Origin of the sequence: Niastella soli, assembly GCF_017742245.1 — a bacterium.
Lineage (GTDB): Bacteria > Bacteroidota > Bacteroidia > Chitinophagales > Chitinophagaceae > Niastella > Niastella soli.
Window position 1 is genome coordinate 470,546 of record NZ_JAGHKO010000024.1, and the last position, 21,826, is coordinate 492,371.

At 46.3% G+C, this 21,826-nt stretch carries 18 protein-coding genes; all 18 read left to right on the forward strand.

Features of this window, described 5'->3' with window-relative positions; genetic code table 11:
• Positions 1–34 precede the first annotated feature (34 nt).
• The 18 genes from J7I42_RS34715 (at position 35) to J7I42_RS34800 (ending at position 21,820) form a co-directional block, all read left to right on the forward strand.
• Complete coding sequence (locus tag J7I42_RS34715; RefSeq protein ID WP_209145102.1) at positions 35–559, forward strand: UpxY family transcription antiterminator; 525 nt, start codon at positions 35–37, stop codon at positions 557–559.
• A gap of 124 nt (positions 560–683) precedes the next feature.
• Positions 684–2,282: a phage tail sheath family protein gene (locus J7I42_RS34720; protein ID WP_209145104.1), complete on the forward strand. Its 1,599-nt coding sequence runs from the start codon at positions 684–686 to the stop codon at positions 2,280–2,282.
• A 13-nt stretch (positions 2,283–2,295) separates the two neighbouring features.
• Complete coding sequence (locus J7I42_RS34725; RefSeq protein WP_209145106.1) at positions 2,296–2,823, forward strand: phage tail protein; 528 nt, start codon at positions 2,296–2,298, stop codon at positions 2,821–2,823.
• Between the two features lie 4 nt (positions 2,824–2,827).
• Positions 2,828–3,568, forward strand: a complete 741-nt coding sequence (locus J7I42_RS34730) for a T4 family baseplate hub assembly chaperone (protein ID WP_209145108.1) — start codon at positions 2,828–2,830, stop codon at positions 3,566–3,568.
• Positions 3,565–4,368 carry a hypothetical protein gene (locus tag J7I42_RS34735; protein ID WP_209145109.1) on the forward strand — a complete coding sequence of 268 codons (804 nt, stop codon included), beginning with the start codon at positions 3,565–3,567 and terminating at the stop codon, positions 4,366–4,368. The genes J7I42_RS34730 and J7I42_RS34735 overlap by 4 nt, the downstream gene beginning before the upstream one ends.
• The gene (locus J7I42_RS34740) at positions 4,365–5,678 is read left to right on the forward strand and encodes a DUF4255 domain-containing protein (protein WP_209145111.1); all 1,314 of its coding nucleotides are present in this window, start codon (positions 4,365–4,367) and stop codon (positions 5,676–5,678) included. The genes J7I42_RS34735 and J7I42_RS34740 overlap by 4 nt, the downstream gene beginning before the upstream one ends.
• The gene (locus J7I42_RS34745; protein WP_209145113.1) at positions 5,678–7,672 is read left to right on the forward strand and encodes an ATP-binding protein; all 1,995 of its coding nucleotides are present in this window, start codon (positions 5,678–5,680) and stop codon (positions 7,670–7,672) included. The genes J7I42_RS34740 and J7I42_RS34745 overlap by 1 nt, the downstream gene beginning before the upstream one ends.
• Positions 7,672–7,929: a hypothetical protein gene (locus tag J7I42_RS34750; protein ID WP_209145115.1), complete on the forward strand. Its 258-nt coding sequence runs from the start codon at positions 7,672–7,674 to the stop codon at positions 7,927–7,929. Before J7I42_RS34745 ends, J7I42_RS34750 begins: the two co-directional genes overlap by 1 nt.
• Positions 7,926–10,937: an eCIS core domain-containing protein gene (locus J7I42_RS34755; protein ID WP_209145116.1), complete on the forward strand. Its 3,012-nt coding sequence runs from the start codon at positions 7,926–7,928 to the stop codon at positions 10,935–10,937. Before J7I42_RS34750 ends, J7I42_RS34755 begins: the two co-directional genes overlap by 4 nt.
• A 40-nt stretch (positions 10,938–10,977) precedes the next feature.
• Positions 10,978–11,637, forward strand: a complete 660-nt coding sequence (locus tag J7I42_RS34760) for a hypothetical protein (RefSeq protein WP_209145117.1) — start codon at positions 10,978–10,980, stop codon at positions 11,635–11,637.
• A complete protein-coding gene (locus tag J7I42_RS34765) occupies positions 11,634–11,993 on the forward strand; it encodes a hypothetical protein (RefSeq protein WP_209145118.1) in 360 nt (119 codons plus the stop codon). Before J7I42_RS34760 ends, J7I42_RS34765 begins: the two co-directional genes overlap by 4 nt.
• Positions 11,986–13,113: a hypothetical protein gene (locus J7I42_RS34770; RefSeq protein WP_209145120.1), complete on the forward strand. Its 1,128-nt coding sequence runs from the start codon at positions 11,986–11,988 to the stop codon at positions 13,111–13,113. Before J7I42_RS34765 ends, J7I42_RS34770 begins: the two co-directional genes overlap by 8 nt.
• Before the next feature lies 1 nt (position 13,114).
• On the forward strand, positions 13,115–13,630 hold the full coding sequence (locus tag J7I42_RS34775) for a phage baseplate assembly protein V (protein ID WP_209145122.1): 516 nt from the start codon (positions 13,115–13,117) through the stop codon (positions 13,628–13,630).
• A gap of 24 nt (positions 13,631–13,654) precedes the next feature.
• On the forward strand, positions 13,655–13,975 hold the full coding sequence (locus J7I42_RS34780) for a PAAR-like protein (protein ID WP_209145125.1): 321 nt from the start codon (positions 13,655–13,657) through the stop codon (positions 13,973–13,975).
• A gap of 2 nt (positions 13,976–13,977) precedes the next feature.
• The gene (locus J7I42_RS34785; RefSeq protein WP_209145127.1) at positions 13,978–14,328 is read left to right on the forward strand and encodes a GPW/gp25 family protein; all 351 of its coding nucleotides are present in this window, start codon (positions 13,978–13,980) and stop codon (positions 14,326–14,328) included.
• Between the two features lie 3 nt (positions 14,329–14,331).
• A complete protein-coding gene (locus J7I42_RS34790; protein WP_209145129.1) occupies positions 14,332–16,941 on the forward strand; it encodes a putative baseplate assembly protein in 2,610 nt (869 codons plus the stop codon).
• Between the two features lie 23 nt (positions 16,942–16,964).
• On the forward strand, positions 16,965–19,655 hold the full coding sequence (locus tag J7I42_RS34795) for a putative baseplate assembly protein (protein ID WP_209145131.1): 2,691 nt from the start codon (positions 16,965–16,967) through the stop codon (positions 19,653–19,655).
• Entirely contained in the window at positions 19,652–21,820 is a 2,169-nt protein-coding gene (locus tag J7I42_RS34800) for a hypothetical protein (RefSeq protein ID WP_209145133.1), read from the forward strand. Before J7I42_RS34795 ends, J7I42_RS34800 begins: the two co-directional genes overlap by 4 nt.
• Positions 21,821–21,826 lie beyond the last annotated feature (6 nt).

Here is a 21,826-nt window from a genome sequence, read left to right on the forward strand (position 1 = left end):
CTTGCAACAATAATTTAATTCGTCAAACAAAAAGATGATGGATCAATTATCTTCAGGATGGTATGTATTATACACAAAGCCCCGGCATGAAAAAAAAGTGGTACATGAATTAAGCGGATTGAAAGTCATATCTTATCTCCCCATGGTAAAAAGACTTCGAGCCTGGTCAGACAGAAAAAAGTATGTTGCCATGCCACTTTTCCCATCTTACGTTTTTGTAAACATCGAAAGTCATGAAAATTATTACAGCAGCCTTGAGATAGAGGGGGTATTATATTATGTTAGAAATGGCAAAGCAATAGCAAGAGTAAATGAGTCTATTATTGAATCAATACAGATGCTGGTAAGCCATGACGATAACAATATTGAAATATCATCGGAATATTTTCAACCAGGCCGAAAATTAAATATCAAAGATGGGCCTTTTACAGGCTTTTGCTGTGAAGTGATCAACTATAAGGGCAAACAAAAAGTGTTGGTAAGAATAGAACTGTTACAAAGAAATATCTTATTCGATATACCGGCAGCATATTTAATGCCCGCTGCTGTTCTAAAGTAGTTATTATCCTACAATCCGGTTTACCTCGGTTAGAATACAATTTCTGTTATTACACCTGTGCACGCTGTACAATCCCATTTGATTGTACTGTTAACAAAGTTTATCAATTTAAAAACTTAATACTATGCCGGTTCAACCAACCTATCCGGGAGTTTATATTGAAGAAATACCCAGTGGCGTACGAACGATTACAGGGGTAGCTACTTCCATAACTGCGTTTATCGGAACTGCCATTCGTGGTGAATTAGATAAGGCGGTTACCATCACCAGTTTTGCCGATTTTGAAAGATTATTTGGCGGCCTCTGGGTTAAAAGTTTAATGAGCTATGCTGTAAAGGATTTTTATTCGAACGGAGGCAGTAAAGCGGTGATCGTTCGTATTGCAAAGAACGCTGCCAAAGCAAGTATTGATCTGCCTGCTGAAGGTAGTCCGCCTGATGTACTTACGCTTGAAGCAGCCAGTGAAGGGAGTTGGGGTAATCATTTACAGGTGTCGGTCAATCACAAAACAAAAGCTCCTGCAGACGCTACTTTGTTTAATCTGGTTGTGCAGGAAGTAATAAACGGAATTATTGTAAATACAGAGAAATTTTTAAACCTGTCCATTTCAGAAGACGACCCCCGATTTGTGACACGGGTACTAAAACAAAGTTCATTATTGGTAAAGGTAAAGGGTTCTGTTCCGGCAAGAAGGCCTGCACAAACGTTGGTGGTATCGTCGGAAACGCCGCCGTCAAGCCCGGTAAAGATGGTTGATTCTCCAATAAACATAACCGTAGAAGGCAGCGATGGAATTGATGTGACTGCTGATGAATACAAAGGCAGCGAACAACATAAAACAGGCCTCTGGGCATTGGATAATGAACCATTCAATCTTTTATGTATTCCGCCACCAACAAGAGAGCTGGATACCGACAATGGCGTATACAGTAACGCACTGGACCTCTGTGTTAAAAGAAGAGCCATGCTTCTTGTTGATCCGGTTGCTGCATGGGGTGATGTACAGTCGCCAGCAGTAGCTGTTAGTAATGCGGCCACAGGGTTGACCGATCTGAACCTCACAGGTGACCGGGCCAGAAATGCCGCGTTGTTCTTTCCCCGTGTTTTGCAGGCAGACCCAAATCGTGATGGGCAACTTGAAACTTTTGTTCCCTGTGGCATCATAGCCGGCGTGATGGCCAGAACAGATAACGCAAGAGGCGTTTGGAAATCGCCTGCCGGTATTGATGCTTCCCTGAATGGAATAAGTGGCTTACAGGTAAATCTTTCCGATGATCAAAACGGCCAGTTGAATCCGCTGGGCATCAACTGCCTCCGCAAATTCCCTCTGGCCGGAAATGTTGTATGGGGAGCACGCACATTAAGGGGCGCTGATGAATTTGCCGACGAGTATAAATATATAGCCGTACGACGTACTGCATTGTTTATAGAAGAAAGCCTTTACCGGGGAACCCGGTGGGTAGTATTTGAACCCAATGATGAACCATTGTGGGCACAAATAAGGCTGAATATTGGCGCTTTCATGCATGGCCTTTTCCGTCAGGGTGCCTTTCAGGGTACTACCCCCAGAGACGCCTATCTCGTCAAATGCGACAAGGAAACAACTAACCAAAATGATATTAACCAGGGCATCGTCAATATCCTGGTAGGTTTTGCACCATTAAAACCGGCTGAATTTGTAATCATCAGGATCCAGCAGATGGCCGGACAAATTGAAATTTAAAAAATCAACATTCATGGCACAGTTTACAGTAAATGCCCAGCGATTTGACCCTTATAAGAATTTTAAATTTCGGGTAAAATGGGATGGCAGGTATGTAGCAGGAGTAAGTAAGGTCGGCGGGCTTAAAAAAACAACGGAAGTAGTAAAATATCGGGAAGGAGGTGATCCAAGCAGTAGCCGTAAATCACCCGGTCGTACTGAATTTGAAGCTGTTTCGCTTGAGCGTGGAGTTACGCATGATACGGAATTTGAAAAATGGGCCAATAAAGTCTGGAATTTTGGTTCAGGGTTGGGAGCAGAAGTATCATTAAATGATTTTCGTAAAGACATAATCATAGAATTATACAATGAAGCCGGGCAGCTTGCTCTTGCGTATAAACTTTACCGGTGCTGGGTTTCTGAATACCAGGCCTTGCCCGATCTGGATGCGAATGCAAATGCCGTAGCTATTCAACATATCAAACTGGAAAATGAAGGCTGGGAGCGCGACTATGCGGTAACCGAACCTACAGAGCCATCATTTACCGAACCTCAGGACTAGTATCATGAGACCATTAACAACGGTTGAGTTGCTCAATATCTGGGAGGCGGGCATTCATCAGACTTTAATGGAAAAATCCCTTCACCTTGTAACAACCGCCTGTTCTTTAAGTAGTATACATGAGGCTGCAAATTTGCCCATTGGCGAACGAGACCACAAATTGCTTCAATTGCGTGAATGGATGTTCGGTTCTCGTCTCATCAACACAATGAATTGTCCATCCTGTAACGAAACCGTAGAATGGGAGACAGACCTGAGGGAATTGTATCTGCAAACCGCTCATGACACAACAGCCAGCAGGGAATATAATCTTGAATCGGATGGTTTCAATATTCGTTTTCGTTTGCCGAACAGTGGTGACCTGTTGAATGCCATATTGAACAATGCTTCAAATCTGGTTGCCCAAAAAGTACTCGCCGGTTGTATACTCGAGGCCAGGCGCGATCAAAATACAATCACTATTGATGAGTTACCCAATGAGGTATTTACCGCACTTAACCAGCATTTGGGAAAAGAGGACCCGCAGGCTGATATCTGGATGTTATTAACCTGTCCGTATTGCTCGCATCAATGGGAAGGGCAATTTGACATTGTAAGTTATTTGTGGATTGAAATTGACAATTGGGCAAAACACATGCTGCATGAAGTGTACCTGCTTGCCACCACCTTCGGATGGTCTGAATATGATATTTTGAATTTAAGTCCCCAACGCAGGCAATTATATCTGGAAATGATAAGATCATGAACAGTTTTATAGACAATCTGATTTCCCGGCACAGCCACACATATCCGACAGTACAACCTCGCATCCGGGGAAAATTCGAACCGGTAGGGCTTTCTTCTTCAGTCATACCTACAGAGGATTTTGAAGCACCAGCAATGCATCCTGAATACAATTCAGCAGCGACAACAGCCGGCGAAAAGATCAGGAATGCAGGCTCACATAACATCAGGTCAGTGGAGCCGCAGGCTTCAAATAAAATGGAAGCAAAAAATCAAATGAATTCTCCATGGCTATTTTCTTCTTCATTGAATGACCGATTGCAGGAAAAAAATTATCAAAATGAAGAATATTCCGGAGAACGTGAAACGCACGCAAATGCCCCGAATTTCGCAAAGCCTTCCGGGAACAACAACCACCCGGTAATAAAAGGCGTACAGGATACCGGTACACTGACCGGCATGGACCAACAAAATAAAAATGCTGTTGCATTTTCAAAAGAGATCTCATATACACCAGCGCTTATTCAACCAGTATCTAAGAAATCGCTGTTTGAAAAGTTCAAAACACCAGGTAATACGAAGTCGTTTAAAGGGATATTGGGAGAACCACCTGGCTTACATAATTATAATAGTAAATTAAATAGTGGTTCGATTGAGATGAATGTAAATAGAGAAATGATGCCGGTGATAAAAGTAACCATTGGCCGTATAGATGTGAGAGCCATTACTAAACCGGCGCTTCCGGTTACCGCTAAAACAACTTCAAAGCCAAGAATGTCGCTGGATGATTATTTAAATAAGCGAAACAAAGGTGAACAATGAGTACAGCCCTCGCCATTGCATCAGTAACTCATGTTCTTAAGGACTTGCTTAATAACAAACTTATTGATCATGATATAACAGGGTCGCTGGGTGGAAATGTTACCATCACGGCATTACCCCCCGACAAGATTGATGTAACAACTGCAACAGAAAGCCAATTGAATCTTTTTATGTATCAGGCCACACCCAATCAGGGCTGGCGAAATGCAGGCTTGCCATCGCTTAATACGCAGGGGGACCGTATCAATAACCCGCCACTTGCCCTTGATCTTCATTATCTGCTGACTGCATACGGAGCAGAGGAATTACATGCGGAAATTTTGTTGGGATATGGAATGCAATTGTTTCATGAAACCCCGGTATTAACCCGCAATGCTATCCGCAAATCGCTTACAGACCCGCCTGTAAGTGTTCCTGGCGGCGGACTTCCGCCAACTTTACGGGCCATTTCCACGTCAGAACTGGCAGACCAGGTTGAACAAATAAAAATTACACCGGAAATATTGAATACAGAGGAGATCTCGAAACTGTGGACGGCTTTTGGAGCGAGGTACCGGCCCAATGCAGCCTACAAAGTTTCGGTAGTGCTTATTGAAAGCCGTAAATCAACCAGACCGGCCCTGCCTGTTCAGACACGGAATATATACGTATTTCCTTTTAAGCGCCCGGTTATCGAAAAGATCAGCTCACAGGCTATGCCCGGTTCGCCTGTTGTGGAAAATCAAAAAATATTAGCCACTTATTCTCTTATTCTTACCGGTGAGAACCTTAAAGGAGAAAATACTTTCGTGGATATTGATGGAATGGAAGTAGCACCAGCTATAAATGAGGTAACAGACAGTGAAATTCATGTTGCATTGCCCACCGGGCTTCAGGCCGGCATTCACGGTGTTCAGGTGATGCACAAAATATTAATGGGCTCTCCACCTTTACGTCAGCTGGTTAGCTCAAATGTGCAGGCCTTCGTGCTCAATCCTACTGTTGAAGTACTGGCAGTTACACCTGTTTCGGGTGATCAAACACGGTCGGCAACGATCAGTTTAAAGGTTACACCCGCTATCGCCCCCATGCAACGCATGGTATTGTTCCTAAACGAATATCAAAGTACCAGGGCTACCCCGTTAGCCTATAGTTTTCAGGTGCCTGTTGTGTCGCTGCTTAGCCCGCCCGCACCGGCAGAAATAATTAACATTGGCATTACAGGAGTAGCGGCCGGCATCTATTTGGTTCGTTTGCAGGTTGATGGCGCCGAAAGTCCATTGCAGGTTGATGCCGCACATAACTATAATGCACCTCAAGTCACCATCTGATGAATACAAAAAAAACGCCTAACTGGAACAGTGCTAACCAGCGTTACTTAATGGCCGCCATTAAGGTATTGCAGGAAGAGCTGGAGACTTCAGCCATTTATACAGGCAAAATCGATGAGGATAACAGGCCCACATCCATTGCACAGGAAGAAATGGAAAATGCCATTCAGGAGCTTTCAGATCCCGCTGCGTTGGAAACACTTGTTACCGTATTAGGTCTCACTTCATTTGAGCGCAAATTATTGCTTCTGTGTGCAGGTGTTGAACTGGATGCCCAATTCAGTGAAGGGATAGGTACATTGCAGGGTGATCCCTTCCTGGCGAATCCTACATTTAGCCTCGCACTGGCTGCTTTTTCCGATGCACACTGGGATGCTATCGCCCCCGGTTCACCGCTCCGCTACTGGCATTTGATAGACATAAGCACCGACAAAGGATTAAATAAAAGTCCTTTAAAGATCAATGAGCATATCCTGCATTATCTGACAGGTGTTCGTTATCTCGACAAACAACTAGAGGTAATTTTAGAACCTGTATATGCGCAAAACAGTATTGTGCCATCACAAATGGAACTGGTAAAAGCTATTTTATTTGCCTGTTCCGCGGAAGCCGGTTATACCCGGCTTCCGGCATTGCAATTTAGCGGTGACAGGGCTGATAAATTGAATATAGCTGCGCTTGCCTGCGCTGAGATGGGGCTTCAACTTTATAACTTATCAGCATTTTCCATTCCTGGTAATTACAAAGAAATGGAAGAATTGATCCGATTGCTGAACCGCGATACGGCACTCAATTCCTTTGCGCTTTATTTGGATTGTACACAACTCGACACCGCTGATAAATTGCGCGTACAGCTGGTAACCCATTTTATTGAAAAAATGGAAAGCGTGTTAATGGTAGATACAGAACAATGGATACTGGATCTAAAGCGTGAAAAAATTGACATTAATGTGTTAAGGCCAACATTGGATGAGCAGAAGCAATTGTGGGAAAAATGTTTGGGAAACAATAACCAGATCGGATTATCAGATAAGATCGTTGCTCATTTTGATCTCAGCGCCAAAACTATTGATCTGGCCGGTAGGGAAACAGCTGTTCAACTGGCACAAAACAAGATTCAGGAAGGAGGTATAACCGAACTTGAAAAAACAATCTGGAAAGCCTGTTGTAAACACACGCGTCCGAAAGTGGAAGAACTGGCACAGCGTATTGAACCCATGGCCGGGTGGAACGACATCGTATTGCCCGAAACCTCAAGGCAAATGCTAAAAGAAATAGCCATGCAGGTCAAAAATCGCTATAAGGTATACCAGGAGTGGGGGTTTGCAGGCGCCAGCTCACGCGGACTGGGCATAGCTGCTCTTTTCGCCGGTGAAAGTGGTACGGGCAAAACCATGGCTTCTGAAGTATTGGCCAACGAACTGAATTTAGACCTTTACCGCATCGACTTAAGCCAGGTGGTGAATAAGTACATTGGTGAGACCGAGAAAAACCTGAAACGGATCTTTGATGCAGCAGAAGAAGGGGGAGCTATACTGCTTTTTGATGAGGCAGATGCTTTGTTTGGAAAACGTAGTGAAGTGAAAGACAGTCATGACCGGTATAGCAACATAGAAGTAAGTTATTTGTTGCAGCGGATGGAAGCCTACCGTGGCCTGGCAATTCTTACTACTAATATGAAAGGGGCTTTGGATAAAGCTTTTCTTCGCCGCATCCGTTTTGTGGTCCCTTTTCCATTTCCTGATGCCATGTTGCGGGCAGACATATGGAACCGGATCTTTCCTGCCGGTACACCTGTTACAGATTTAAACGTAGACAAGTTATCAAGATTGAACATACCAGGCGGCAACATTCGGAACATTGCACTCAATGCAGCCTTTATGGCTGCTGAGGAAGGCCAGTCTGTTCAAATGACGCACCTTTCAAGAGCAGTAAGGACTGAATATGCAAAAATAGAAAAAGCATTAAGTAATTCGGAAATAGGGGGTTGGTAATGAACCAACATATTGAACTGCACATAGAAGAATTAGTGCTTCATGGGTTTACAGGCTACCATGCTTCCGGTATTGGCAACGCCGTGCAGCGCGAAATAGCCCGGATCTTATACGAAAGAGGCTTGCCGGCTAATATGGCCATCGAAACAAATATCGATCAGCTGCATGCAGGCAGCTTTATACTGCAACCGGGCGGTAAAGCAGAGACAATAGGCAACAATATAGCTAATACAGTATATAAAGGATTGGCAAAATGAAAGGTTCTGCTTCCTTACAAACAGAGAAAAAAACTTCCATTGCACCAGGTTCTTCCTTCAATAAGGAAGAATCGGCAATGCCCGTATCTGTTAAGACAGGCGCCTACGGATTGTTGCATAATTTTGGCAGTATTAAAGTAAGCAATAGGGAAAGCTTTTCAGCTACGCCCGTACGAATACAGCCCAAATTAAGAATTAACCAACCGGGCGACAGGCACGAACAGGAGGCCGATGCAATGGCAGAAAGAGTAATGCAGCATTCTTCTCAGGAAAATGCAGCGCTCGCCCCAAAGGATTCGGCTGGCGGAGGAGTGGCGATCCCGAAATCAGATCAGCTCCTGAGCCAGGACAGCGGGAACCCACTACCTGCAGACACCCAGCATTCCATGGAAAATGTTTTTGGAACAAATTTCTCCAACGTTCGTATACATGCGAACGATCAGGCAGCTAACATGAGTGAAGCCATTTCAGCAAGAGCATTTACATTTGGCAACAATATTTACTTTAACAAGGGACAGTTTTCACCGGATACAAAAAGCGGAACACAACTACTGGCACATGAACTGACGCATGTTGTACAACAGTCGGCATCCCCTTCGGCTCAGGTTATTCAACGAGACGAAACCGACGAAGCAGGTCAAAGTTCAGGGCAATCTGAAGGATCCTACCTTGATTCATTAATTGAACGCGCCTCTGTCTCTGTAGCACAGGTAATGAGGCGTGCCCTGCCAATCCCAATTCCAGAAACAATCCTGGCAGCGCTTACCGCTGCCGAGTCAGCATTTGTGATCAGGGGTTTTCAGCGTCTTGTTCTGCAGGGAGAATACCTAAGTATTGTATCCCGGGTTCGGGAACTGGCCAGCCCCAGTGTAGCATTGGAGTTTGGTGCACGATACATTTGGGGGGTGCTTAAAGGACTGGTGTCTCCCATAACAGGTTTGGTAGAATTAGCCGGTGCCGCCATTCAATTTCAGAATACTGCTTTACAATGGGCAGTGACAAACGCATCGCGATATCCCGAGTTGATTTCAGAGGCGGAAGGTCTTCGGAACCAATTTCAACAATTCACCGCTACAGCGCAGCAAACGTTTCAAACCCTGCGTCAGCGAGAGCATCTAATGCAATTTGCCTCCGTTGTTCTTTCATCCGCTTCAGGCGCCGCAGAGCAATTTGAGCAACGGCTTGTTCGCACAGCCAGGCAAAAAGGGCAGGATGCAGCCGATGAACTGGTGAATCATCTGTTACAAACCCCGTTACCCCAGTTAGCCGAAACAGCAGGAGAGATAATAGGTACGGTAATTATAGAATTGGTGATGTTGCTGTTTACCGATGGCATCGGGAATCTCATCACAAAAATTGGCGAGTCGGTTCGCGCCCTCCGGTTGGTTTCCAGTGTCCGCGGGGTAGCCATGGGAGTAGAAATGGTCATACAGGTCGGGAGAGTGATAGCCGAACTGGAGCATATCATTGGTGCGTTGATGAGTCGTACCGTTATGCGGCCGCTGATGCCCCTTTTTGAAGCGCTGGAACCGTTGCTTGGCAGAATGCGGCAATTTGCACAACGCTTTGCTGGCCGGTTAAGCGGCGAAGCAGGCACCACAGCCGCCCGGGCAGGTGTCACGGCTGTTGAGAGAACTGCAACTGATGCTGCGAGGACCGGAACAACCGCAGTTGAGCGAAGCACTACAGGCGCCGCAAGAACGGGTACAACGGCCGTTGAACAAAGTACTACTGCATCTGCCCGTGCTACGGAACAAGCCGTTGCACAACCACCGAGACGACCACAACTACGGTCAATACAAGGCGGTGGACAAAGAACTGCGCCCCGAACCGGCCACCTGCAGGATGTTTCCGCGCCATCGCGTACGGCGGCGCGCCCCGTTTCTACCACTGCAGCGGAGACAGCTGAAGAGGTGGCCGAACAGACAGCGGTTCAACAAAGCACTACTGGCGCTGCAAGAACGGCCACAACGGCTGTTGAACAAAGTACTACAGGTGCTACAAGAACCGGTACAACGGCTGTTGAACAAAGCACTACCACATCTGCCCGTGCTACGGAACAAGCCGTTGCACAACCACCGCGACGACCACAACTACGCGCCGTACAAGGCAGCGGACAAACAACTGCGCCACGATCCGGCCACCTGCAGGATGTGTCCGCTCCATCACGTAGAGCATCGCGCCCCGTTTCCACCACTGCTTCTCAGACCGCCGAAGAGGTGGCTGAACAGACAGCGGTTCAACAAACAGAAGCAGTAGAAGAACAATTGCTGGCAGCAGGCGCCGAACCACGCGGGCCCGTAGCTTCTGCTAGTAGCGGAGGCCGGCGTCCTCCCGTTTCAACCAGGAGAAGCACCCCCTCAAGAACAAGCACAACGACTACAACAGGAGGAGGCGGTGGTGGCAGCAGATCAAGCACAGGTCAACCCCGAAGAGGATTTGAATTAGATGAGGAAACACAAGAAATGTTATCCGGATCCCGGGTGGCGGATGATGAAACGCGGGCTTTGCCTGAGGAATTAAGAGATCTTACGGTTCAGGAAATGGAGCGTTTTCCCTGGCAAGTCTCGGAAGAAGAGTTATCTCTAATACAAGCAGAATTCCCCGATTTACCGGCCGAAGGCTGGTTTCGACAACGACCAGTCGTGCGACGCGGTGGTCAATCTGTTGTTATAGAAAGAGGCCGCACGCCACGGGGTAGTACCATACCTGAATTATATCATCCAGGAACGCCCACTCATCCGCCGATAAGCCTGGAAGCAAAAAATTATTTATTGGATGACATTCGAGTTGGTGAAAATCCTGAACTAATGCGTGATTTCATTGAAAGAACCGCAGATCAGGCACGACGGCGTGCTACTCAACTTCCCGCGAATGCAGAACAACATATACTTATTGATATACGAGGACAGCAAGTATCACAAGCAGCACGTGACGGTATAAGAAGAGATCTAGAACGTTATTCAGAAGGAGCCCTCCAACAAGATCGAATACGCTTCTTAGACTAAAAGGAAGGATGACCATTTTTTACTTTTTGAATATTAACTTATGTCCACATTCCCCGGTTCGCCCCGCATCATTAAAGGTGGCATCGTATTGATCAATCCTTCCACGTCTGCGGTAGAACGAATAATCACATTACAATACAACCCTGATACGCTTACCCGTACTTTTCAGATCAAAGGCATGGGTGGCGAAGGCGGTGATCGTTCAGAAGCCTTACGCCTTACCGGGCCGCCGGTGGAATCGATTAAACTGGATGCCGAAATTGATGCTACCGATCAGCTCGAAACAGCACAGCCTGGTTCTGCTGTATTACAGGCAGGGATCCACCCACAACTGGCCGCGCTGGAAACAATTATTTATCCGAAAAGCGGCCAACTTCAATCGAATAACAGGTTGGCTCAAATGGGAACCATTGAAATTGCGCCGATGGAATCAGCCCTTACGCTTTTTATCTGGAGCAGCAACCGCATTCTTCCGGTGCGCCTGACTGAATTCAGCGTCACGGAAGAGGCCTTTGATGTTAACCTTAATCCGGTTCGGGCTAAAGTGAGTATCGGTATGCGGGTGCTGAGCGTAGAGGACCTTGGTTTCGATCACCGGGGAAGCAGCCTGTACATGACCTATCAGCAAAATAAAGAAAGGCTTGCCGGAATGTTCACCGGTGGCGCATTATCACAACTTGGTATAACAAGAACTATATGACGGACCCACTACAAATACTCCTGCAACAGGCAGGTTTAAAAAGCAATCCCTTTTCACCTGCCAGCCGCTATTACAACGTTGCTGCCGCAACGCTTAAACAAACTAACGGAGACGAAATAGTATACCTCAGTCGGCGGATCGTTCCTGCTGCAGAAAGATTTTCATTGCTGCAGGAACATACCACTACACAAGGCGAACGGTTAGATCTTATCGCTTTTCAATACCTGGGCGATCCTGAACGGTTTTGGCAGATCTGTGATGCCAACAACGCCATGGACCCAGATGAACTGACTGCAGAAACAGGAAAAAAAATCCGAATCACTTTACCGGAAGGAATACCAGGCAACAATGCTTAAAGGGATCTATCTTACACTGATGATTGGCCCGGCTGTTCCGGTGCCTGCGCCTCAAATTGTAATGGACTCCTTAAGCAATATTCAGGTGACCAACAGTAAAGACCGGAGCGGTTTTCAACTTACTTTTACCGTGGGTAAAAATTCTCCGCTGCTGACCACTATGCTGCCTGCAGGTTATTTGGACCCCATTACCACCCGCGTCATAATTATAGTAACACTGAATGGAATGCCCCATGTCATTATGGACGGCATTGTTACCAACCAGGAGTTTTCTCCATCGAGCGAGTCAGGAAAATCCAATCTCACCATAACCGGTGAAGACCTGAGCGTAGTTATGGATTTAATTGAAAAAGTGATTCCATATCCCGCAATGCCGGTAATTGCCAGAATTTATACGGCCCTTGCGCCCTATGCGGCCTTAGGAATAACACCAGTAGTGATCCCCCCAATTATACCTGTCACAAAAAATCCCGTAACGGAGGGATGGGAAACGCAGAAAATGACAGATAGGGCATATATAAAATCAGAGGCCTCAAGGATAGGATATATATTTTTTGTACAACCAGGCCCATTGCCTGGACAAAGTATTGCATACTTTGGACCGGATGCTAATTTACCAATGCCACAGCCAGCGTTGTCTATTAACATGGATGCGCATACAAATGTTGAATCCCTGAGTTTTTCTTTGAATGGCCTGGCTAAAACGATCCGCATTTATACAATCCTGGACCCGGTTACGCGGAAGATCCCTATAGTGATACCTGCACCTAATATCAGTCCTTTTAAACCACCGTTAGGTATAAAACCCAATTTGCCGGCCAAATTAGAATATGCAACGCAGAGTGCGCAATTGTCGCCTGCAGAGGCAGCTCAGGACATACTGGGATTTTTATTAAATAATTCCTCGGCGGTAAGCGGAAATGGTTCGCTGGATGTAATGCGTTACAAGGGTCTGCTTCGTGCCCGCATGTTGGTTGGTGTAAGAGGAGCGGGCATTACTTACGACGGGCTTTATTATGTAGACAGCGTAACACATAACATAAAACAAGGAGAGTATAAACAGAATTTCACGCTTTCCCGCGACGGATTAATTTCAAATACACCATTTGTAAACGTATAGTATGCCACAGTATTTTGGTAAATATAGAGGCACAGTTGTAAACAATATTGACCCTGAAATGCGGGGCAGGCTTATATTAAATGTACCCGATGTATTAAATGTTGTGCCTTCCTCCTGGGCAGAGCCCTGTGTACCGTTGGCCGGTCCTACGGGACCACCTATGGGCGTTTATATGGTACCACCGATTGGCGCAGCTGTTTGGGTTGAATTCGAACACGGCGATCCTAATCGCCCAATATGGGTTGGTTGCAGGTGGGGCGCAGCATCAGATGTGCCACCCCTGGCAAGAGCCGGTTTGCCTGTATCGCCTAATGTGGTGATGCAAACGGTTGGGCAAAACACTTTTGTGATCAGTGACCTGCCCGGACCCACCGGCGGCATCATGCTAAAGAGTGCCACCGGCGCATCCATCATTGTAAATGATACAGGCATATATATACAAAATGGAAAAGGCGCCAGCATAGTTATGGTTGGCCCCTCCGTATCCATTAATAATGGCGCCCTGGCTATCATCTAATTACTCATTTAATCATTCTACTTTATGCCCGGCTTTTTACTTCATGTGGGAGCTACCGTACTGTGCGCACACGGCGGACAGGCCCAACCGACCGTACCCAACCCGCGGGTTACAGTAAGTGGCCAGCCTGTTGTTACACAGACAAGCCCTTATATCATTGCCGCCTGTCCCTTCAACGTTTCCGGCTCACCGGTCCCCTGCGTTACGGCCCAATGGATAACGGCTGCAACCCGAATCACCTCCAACGGAATGCCCCTTTTATTGCTGGATAGCCAGGCCATCTGTGCACCCAATGGCACTCCATTAACAATCACGGTAACACAAACAAGGGCAACCGGCATGTGAGTATGAATATCAAATTTCCTTATCAGTTTAATACCGAAGGGCGCACTGCCTCCACAGACGATAACACGCATATCCGTGATATGATCGAGCAATTGCTATTCACCACACCTGGTGAACGTGTTAACCGGCCCACCTTTGGCTGCGGGTTGTTACAATTGGTGTTTCAACCAAACAGCAATGAGTTGACCGCCACTATTCATTTTTTGATACAAGGATCTTTACAGCAATGGCTGGGAGATCTGATTGAAGTAAATACTGTGGATGTTCAGCATGAAGAAGCAACATTGCAAATCACTATTATTTATACGGTACGACGTACCAGCCAGCGTCAAATCGCTCAATTTACACGTTAAGAAATGAATTACTTCTGTTGTTCTGATACAAGGAGAAATACCATTCGGGACCATCCCTACTTAAACGGCATTGATTATGTTGAAGTACTGGATAATGAATCTGACCCATACCATGAACGACAAACTACGCTTTTCGTTCATTTTCTTAAATCATTGCATCCTGGCACCCTTAACATTTCCAACCTGAAAATAGAAGGGGGTGAAAGAATAAAAAATATTAAGGTCGTTAGTATAGCGGCTGAAAATGAAGCCTATTATCCGCTGTCGCCGCCAACGGAAGAACAAAACGTGTTGATGGTAAAAGTGTCTGAAGCAGGAGATTTTTCTACCTATACGTTGCGTTTGGTAAAGGACAGGCGGAACGACGCTCCGCCTGATGGCTTCGATACCGTTCTTTCTACTGTTGATTTTTCATTTAAAGTATTATGCCCGGGCGATTTTGATTGTAAACCGGCATGTAGTTGCCCAACGGAGCCAAAGTCCTCGCCGCAGATCAATTACCTCGCTAAAGACTATACGAGTTTTCGGCAGCTGATGCTGGACCGGATGGCATTGCTGCTGCCCGGTTGGAAAGAACGCAATGCAGCTGACATAGGTATTGTTCTGGTTGAACTCCTGGCTTATACAGCTGATTATTTAAGTTATCGCCAGGATGCCATTGCCACAGAAGCTTACCTGGAAACAGCACGAAAGCGGATCTCGATAAAGCGGCATGCCCGGCTGGTAGATTATTTTATGCATGACGGTTGTAACGGAAGGGCATGGTTGCATGTTCAGGTGCCACCTGAAGTTAACGGATTGGAATTTAAAAAAGGGCAGGGCAGCGACATCACCAAAATTTTAACCAGGGTAGAAGAGTTACCTGCTGTCATCAGGCCAGATTCTCCGGAATTTGAAAAAGCCATGAACGCAGAAGCAAAGGTTTTCGAACTAATGCATGATATCACACTGCATGCTGCTCACAATGAAATGACATTTTATACCTGGTGCGGAAAAAACTGTTGCCTGCCCAAAGGTGCAACCAGCGCTACCATACGTGGCAGCTTTCCCCATCTGAAGCCTGGCAATATCCTGGTCCTTGCCGAAAAAAAAGGACCGGAGACCGGAATGCCAGAAGATGCCGATCCTCTTCATCGTCATGCAGTACGATTAACAAAGGTGACACAATTATACGACCTGGCTTGTGACGAAATACCTGGCTCTCCCTTGTATAGCTCACCACTGTATGGTTCACCTCCACATTATTTCCCCGTTACAAAAATTCAATGGGCGCAGGAAGACGCACTACCGTTTCCACTTTGCATTTCTACACCCAGCGGTGAACAGGATGTTAGTGTTGCCCTGGGTAACATCGTCCTGGTGGACCATGGACATACCATAGTGGATGAAAAGAAAAGTTCGCTCCAGCCTTTTGTAGTACCAGATATAACTACAACGTTCGTAACCGATACCGGGAATGACTGTAACCATTGTGAACCAGAAGAGCGAACGCCGGTGCTTCCCCGTTTTCGCCCCAGACTGGTCAATGGCCCGCTTACCTATGCTGCGCCATTTGACCTGGGTATGGAACCGATTTCCGCTGCTGCATTAATAAAATCGGAGGTGCAGTTGGCGATACCTGTCATTACCCTTCATGAAACAGCAGCAGGAGGTAGCGTACCTGACAGTCAGGTGTGGAAGCCAAAACTCGACCTCCTGAACAGCGCCTCCAATGCAAAGGAATTTACAGTGGAACAGGAATCTAATGGCATCGCTTACATCCGCTTTGGCGACAACAAACAGGGGGCAAGGCCGGCATCGGGCACGCAGCTTTTTGCCAGCTGTCGTATAGGTAATGGCATAAATGGAAACGTTGGTGCCAACACATTGGCACATATTGTCACCAATGATGCAGCTGTGATTGCCGGTTTGCAGCAGGAGGTTGTAGTATGGAACCCGCTGGCTGCACAGGGTGGTACGGAAGCCGAAACGATAGCAGAAGTGAAACAATATGCACCCGTGGCATTCCGCCGCCAGGAACGGGCTGTTACTGCAGCCGACTATGAAGAATTTGCCCGGCGATGTAATGCAGACGTACAAAAAGCAGCGGCTACTTTCCGTTGGACAGGTAGCTGGAAAACCGTCTTTTTATCTATTGACCGGTTCGGTGGGCGGGAAGTAGATCCAGGTTTTGAAAAGGATTTACGAACCTGCCTCGAAAAATACCGCCTGGCCGGATTTGATCTGGAGATTGATGTGCCCATCTATGTTTCGCTGGAATTAAACATGGAGGTTTGTGTTCATCCCCAATATATCGCCGGTGATGTAAAGAAAGCTTTGTGGGTATTATTTAGCAACCAAATGCTTCCCGATGGCCAACCGGGCGTTTTTCATCCCAATAACTTCAGTTTTGGGCAACCAGTGTATTTAAGCCGGCTCTATGCTGCTGCACAGTCTACGCCGGGTGTGCTCTCTGTAAAGATCACCAGGTTTCAACGACAGGGATTGGATAACAGCGATGCACGGTCGGCAGGTAGACTAAAAATAGGAAGACGCGAAATAGCCCGGCTGGATAATGATCCTGATTTCCCTGAGCGGGGTGTATTTAGATTGACCATGCTGGGTGGCCGTTAGTTAAAACAATAAAGCAAATATCAATGCAAAGTCAGAATGCTTGTGGCTGTTGTGAAGGACTGTCAGTTGAGGTGCCTGTGCAGGTGTATAACCGGCCAGGCTTAAAAGCCATTACATACAGGGTAGGAACGCATGCTCAATTCAAAGAAAGTTTATTAGCGCAACTTACAATTTCAAGACTTCGGGCTTTACGGGAATTAACAACAAGAAATAACGACGACTTTACCATTGCTGTTCTGGATGCGTGGGCAACGGTTGCCGATGTGCTCACTTTTTATCAGGAACGCATTGCCAATGAATTGTATTTGGACACTGCCACAGAAGAATTTTCCATTGTTCAACTGGCCCGGTTAATTGGCTATCAACTTAGACCCGGTGTTGCAGCCGGCACCTGTCTTGCTTTTACATTGGATGAAAACACAACGGGGCCATTAACGAATCCTGATAGCGGTAATAACAGCAAGCCAACACCTCCGCCATTGACAATTGAAGCCGGAATAAAAGTGCAAAGTGTACCCGGACCGGGAGAAGAAGCGCAGCTTTTTGAGACGGTAGAAAAAATAGAGGCCCGCGCTGAATGGAATAGTATCAGACCAGTATTGACCCAGACGCCCCATTCCATTGATGCGAGTAAGATCATAGTTGTCACTGGCGCAAACAATGACCTGAAAACAGGAGATGTAGTGCTGATCCTTAAACAGGGAAGGACTGACAATGCCCTGTTAAAAAGGGTCCTGAATGTAATTCCCAACGATGAGTCAAAAACCACCTCGCTTTTTCTGGATACAGCAGCAACCCAGCCTTCCTTTATCCTGCCTGCATTAACAGTTACCGGTAACATCGCTGCCTATTCTGCAAAAGTTCCTTTAAGCAGCGAGGTCGTAGATGACATTATCAGTAAAACCTGGAGAAGTGAAGAGCTCGCTGTTTTAATAAACACCCAGGGCTGGCCGGAGGATGAATTAAAAAAAAGTATTGAAAAAAAGTTAGCCAGGCCACCAGCTGTAGATGATAGTATTTTTGTATTTCGCAAACGGACGGCTGTTTTTGGGCATAATGCACTTAAACAACCAGGTTATACCAATGGGGTGCCCGATTTACCGTCTGCCTGGACCGACTGGCCGTTGAATGAAGTGGAAGGTAAAATTCACCTCGATGCTGTATATGAACAGGTGTTGCCAGGCAGTTATATAGCTATTCAAAGATCATCAGATGCACTCGATGGCATCACAACGGTTTTTCAGGGCACTGAAGTGGATCATCGCCCACGCACTGAGTATGGAATAAGTGCAAAATCAACTGTTATTACCATCCCAGCCGATGATCCATGGTGGGATACCGATCTTAATGACCTTGCCGCTATTCGCGGTGTCATCGTATACGCACAGTCGGTACCATTAACCCTTGCAGCATCTTCTGTTAATGATGAGGTGAGCGGGGATCTTATTATGCTCGACCGGCTTTATTCTGGCTTGAAACAGGGTCAAAAGATCATTTTATCGGGCGATCGGACCGATCTCATTGGCACGCAAGCCAGTGAGCTTAGGACCCTGAAAGAAATACTGGTAGTAAAGGGTATAACTGTTATTAAATTCGATAAGCCATTATCATGGAAATACGTTCGGGGCAGCGTGAAAATAAACGCAAATGTTGCCGCTGCTACCCATGGAGAAACGGTTAAAGAAATTTTGGGAAGCGGCGACGCTACCCGGTCATTTCAGCAATTTACGCTGAAACAACTGCCATTGACCTTTGTTAGTGCAACAACTCCATCGGGCATCTCATCAACACTCGAGATCCGCGTCAACGATCTTTTATGGAAAGAAGTGCCTTCTTTGTATGATCATGGACCCAACGACCATATTTACATCACCCGGCAAGACGACCAGCAAAGGACTACCGTGATCTTTGGCGATGGGAAGAACGGGGCACGATTGCCGTCAGGACCCGACAACATCAAAGCTACTTACCGAAAAGGGATTGGGGTAAGTGGACTATTAAAGCCCGATAAACTTTCTCAACTGCTAACCCGGCCATTAGGTATAAAAGGGGTGACTAATTCAATAAGTGCCACCGGCGCAGCTGATCCCGAACGGCTGGAACATGCCAGACAAAATGCGACACTTACCATTTTTACGCTTGGTCGCATTGTTTCCCTGAAAGATTACGAAGATTTTGCCCGTGCTTTTGCCGGGATCTCAAAAGCCATCGCTACCTGGGTATGGACCGGACAGAAAAGATCGGTACACCTGACAGTTGCCGGGTATGATGGCGCAACCATTGATCCGGCGGGCGCACTATATGAGAACCTCTCTGCAGCAATAGCGGCATCGGGCATACCTGAGGTATTAGTGATCATTGAATCTTATCAGCCACGGTTCTTTTGCGTGACTGCGGGGATACTGGTACACCCTGATTATCTTCCCGAATTAGTGCTGGCATTAGTAAAACAAAAATTGCAGGAACAATTTTCCTTTGAGCAACGCAATTTTGGACAGCCTGTTGTGTATAGTGAGGTGATCGCAGTAATGCAACAGGTGGAAGGCGTAACAGCTGTAGATATCGATGATTGGTATCGGTTAGACCAGGCGCCCAATGGCCCTGAAAAAGCGAGGATCGATGCGAAAACTACCAGATCTGGCAGCGACAATCCTTTTGCCGCCGAATTACTTACCATTGACCCTAATTCCATCAATCTGCATTTAATGTTATGAGTTTTGACAAAAAAAAGCTGTATGAATTACTGCCTGCCTTGTATCGCCTGCGCGATAATGAGATAGGCAAAAGAATGCTGTCTCCCGAAGAAATAAGGTCGATAGAAGAGCTTGCTGCAGATCCTGATGAACTTATACAAGGACCGCTTAAGTCTTTACTTACTATTATCGCCGGGCAAATAGCCGACCTGGAGGAAAATCTGGAGCAATTGTACGATGACCAGTTTATTGAAACGTGTGCAGAATGGGCTGTTTCATATATCGGACAACTGGTAGGAACAAGGCCGTTGATCTCCATACCCGATTCATCATTCAGCCAGCGGGCCGAAGTGGCCAACACCATCGGTTACCGCCGGCGTAAGGGCACGGCCTCCGTTATTGAACAACTGGCCCGGGATGTAACCAATTGGGATGCTAATGTGGTGGAATATTTTCAGGTATTGGCAACCACGCAATACATGAACCATATAAGACCTGAAAATCTCTCTGTTGCCAGTCTCAGGAACGGTGAAATGCTGGAATACTCCAATACACCCTTCGATAAAATTGCACATACAGCCGATGTACGATCGATAGAAAAAAAAAGGGGCAAATATAACATTCAAAACATTGGCATCTTTCTGTGGCGACTGAAAAGCTTTTCATTGACGCATTCTCCGGCCTGTAAAATTGATGATTACCGGTATTGTTTCAATCCGATTGGGATAGATCAGCAACTGTATAATTTACCTGAAACAGAAAATACTATTACGCATTTGGCAGCACCGGTAAATGTACCGATGCCGATTAGCCGCAGAACATTAGCCAATCACCTGGAAACGTATTATGGGAAGGATAAGGACGGAAAAGTGAAAAGCATGCTCATTTACCAGGATGGTCATGAAGTATTGCCCGATGAAACAACCTCCACAAAGCTGCAGGACCTGATAACAGTAGGTAACCTCAGCGATGTATTGGACGAATACGGTGTAATAACCGGTTGGGCGCATACACCTGAAAATACAATTTGTATTGACCCGGTTTTGGGCCGTATTGCATTTCCCACATCAAAACCGCCACCCGGCGATGTTCATACTACGTTCTATTATGGCTTTAGTGCAGACATGGGAGGTGGTGAATATGGCCGTGCCAACAGTTTTACAAAAGACGAACCGCAAAAAAGGGTTATTAAAGTTACTGCCGGTGATCAAACCATTCAGGGAGCATTGGACCAACTTGTTCAAACCGGGGGTGTGGTGGAGGTACATGATAACGAATATTATTTTGAAAACCTTCTTATCAGAGTGGCTGAAGGGAAAACTATTGAAATTCGTGCAGCAGATAAAAACAGGCCTGTTTTGGTGTTAGACGGGGAAATACTGATTGAAGCGGAAGAAAATGCCACCGTCATATTGAATGGATTGCTAATTAGCGGTGGCCGCATCCGCATGCCATTGCAAACACAGCATGGCAAACCAAATAAACCTGAATTACTGCGTGTATTGCATTGCACCTTGCTTCCGGGCCCTCTTCGCTCCATTCGCACCGTGGCGGCTCAACCTTCCATGCCAAGAATAATAGTGGAATGTGCGGGTACAGTTGTCGAATTGGATAAAACGATCTCCGGAGCGCTAAGAATAGCTGAAGATGCTAAAGTATCTGTAACCAACAGCATCATTCAGGCAAACGATGAATTTTCCGTTGCCTATTCAGGGTTTACAGATAAAGAACCCGGTGGCGTACTTCGTGTCGAAAACAGCACCATAATTGGTAAAGTGTATACCCGTATTATGGAAATGGCCTCCAATAGTATTTTTATTGCAAGCCTTAAGCAATCCGAAAGCTGGCCTTCCCCTGTAAGGGCTCAAAGGCTCCAACAAGGTTGTATCCGTTTTTCTTATCTTCCTCCGGGTTCTAAACTTCCCCGGCCATTTCACTGCCAGCCGTCATCACCGGCAATGGCCGGCCGTGTACACCCTGTATTTACTTCCTTACAGTATGGCGATGCCGGGTATTGCCAGCTTAGCAGGCATTGTGCAATGGAGATAACAACGGGTGCAGATGATGAAGCAGAAATGGGCACTTTTCATGACTTACATCAACCGCAACGGATAGCCAATCTTACAACCCGGCTGGATGAATACCTGCGGTTTGGATTGGCGGCAGGGATCTTTTATGCATCTTAAATAAAA

What these genes read in the sequence shown, in the direction of transcription:
- J7I42_RS34715 (WP_209145102.1), top strand. Translation starts at nt 35, where the DNA reads ATGATGGATCAATTATCTTCAGGATGGTATGTATTATACACAAAGCCC.
- J7I42_RS34720 (WP_209145104.1), top strand. Translation starts at nt 684, where the DNA reads ATGCCGGTTCAACCAACCTATCCGGGAGTTTATATTGAAGAAATACCC.
- J7I42_RS34725 (WP_209145106.1), top strand. Translation starts at nt 2,296, where the DNA reads ATGGCACAGTTTACAGTAAATGCCCAGCGATTTGACCCTTATAAGAAT.
- J7I42_RS34730 (WP_209145108.1), top strand. Translation starts at nt 2,828, where the DNA reads ATGAGACCATTAACAACGGTTGAGTTGCTCAATATCTGGGAGGCGGGC.
- J7I42_RS34735 (WP_209145109.1), top strand. Translation starts at nt 3,565, where the DNA reads ATGAACAGTTTTATAGACAATCTGATTTCCCGGCACAGCCACACATAT.
- J7I42_RS34740 (WP_209145111.1), top strand. Translation starts at nt 4,365, where the DNA reads ATGAGTACAGCCCTCGCCATTGCATCAGTAACTCATGTTCTTAAGGAC.
- J7I42_RS34745 (WP_209145113.1), top strand. Translation starts at nt 5,678, where the DNA reads ATGAATACAAAAAAAACGCCTAACTGGAACAGTGCTAACCAGCGTTAC.
- J7I42_RS34750 (WP_209145115.1), top strand. Translation starts at nt 7,672, where the DNA reads ATGAACCAACATATTGAACTGCACATAGAAGAATTAGTGCTTCATGGG.
- J7I42_RS34755 (WP_209145116.1), top strand. Translation starts at nt 7,926, where the DNA reads ATGAAAGGTTCTGCTTCCTTACAAACAGAGAAAAAAACTTCCATTGCA.
- J7I42_RS34760 (WP_209145117.1), top strand. Translation starts at nt 10,978, where the DNA reads ATGTCCACATTCCCCGGTTCGCCCCGCATCATTAAAGGTGGCATCGTA.
- J7I42_RS34765 (WP_209145118.1), top strand. Translation starts at nt 11,634, where the DNA reads ATGACGGACCCACTACAAATACTCCTGCAACAGGCAGGTTTAAAAAGC.
- J7I42_RS34770 (WP_209145120.1), top strand. Translation starts at nt 11,986, where the DNA reads ATGCTTAAAGGGATCTATCTTACACTGATGATTGGCCCGGCTGTTCCG.
- J7I42_RS34775 (WP_209145122.1), top strand. Translation starts at nt 13,115, where the DNA reads ATGCCACAGTATTTTGGTAAATATAGAGGCACAGTTGTAAACAATATT.
- J7I42_RS34780 (WP_209145125.1), top strand. Translation starts at nt 13,655, where the DNA reads ATGCCCGGCTTTTTACTTCATGTGGGAGCTACCGTACTGTGCGCACAC.
- J7I42_RS34785 (WP_209145127.1), top strand. Translation starts at nt 13,978, where the DNA reads ATGAATATCAAATTTCCTTATCAGTTTAATACCGAAGGGCGCACTGCC.
- J7I42_RS34790 (WP_209145129.1), top strand. Translation starts at nt 14,332, where the DNA reads ATGAATTACTTCTGTTGTTCTGATACAAGGAGAAATACCATTCGGGAC.
- J7I42_RS34795 (WP_209145131.1), top strand. Translation starts at nt 16,965, where the DNA reads ATGCAAAGTCAGAATGCTTGTGGCTGTTGTGAAGGACTGTCAGTTGAG.
- J7I42_RS34800 (WP_209145133.1), top strand. Translation starts at nt 19,652, where the DNA reads ATGAGTTTTGACAAAAAAAAGCTGTATGAATTACTGCCTGCCTTGTAT.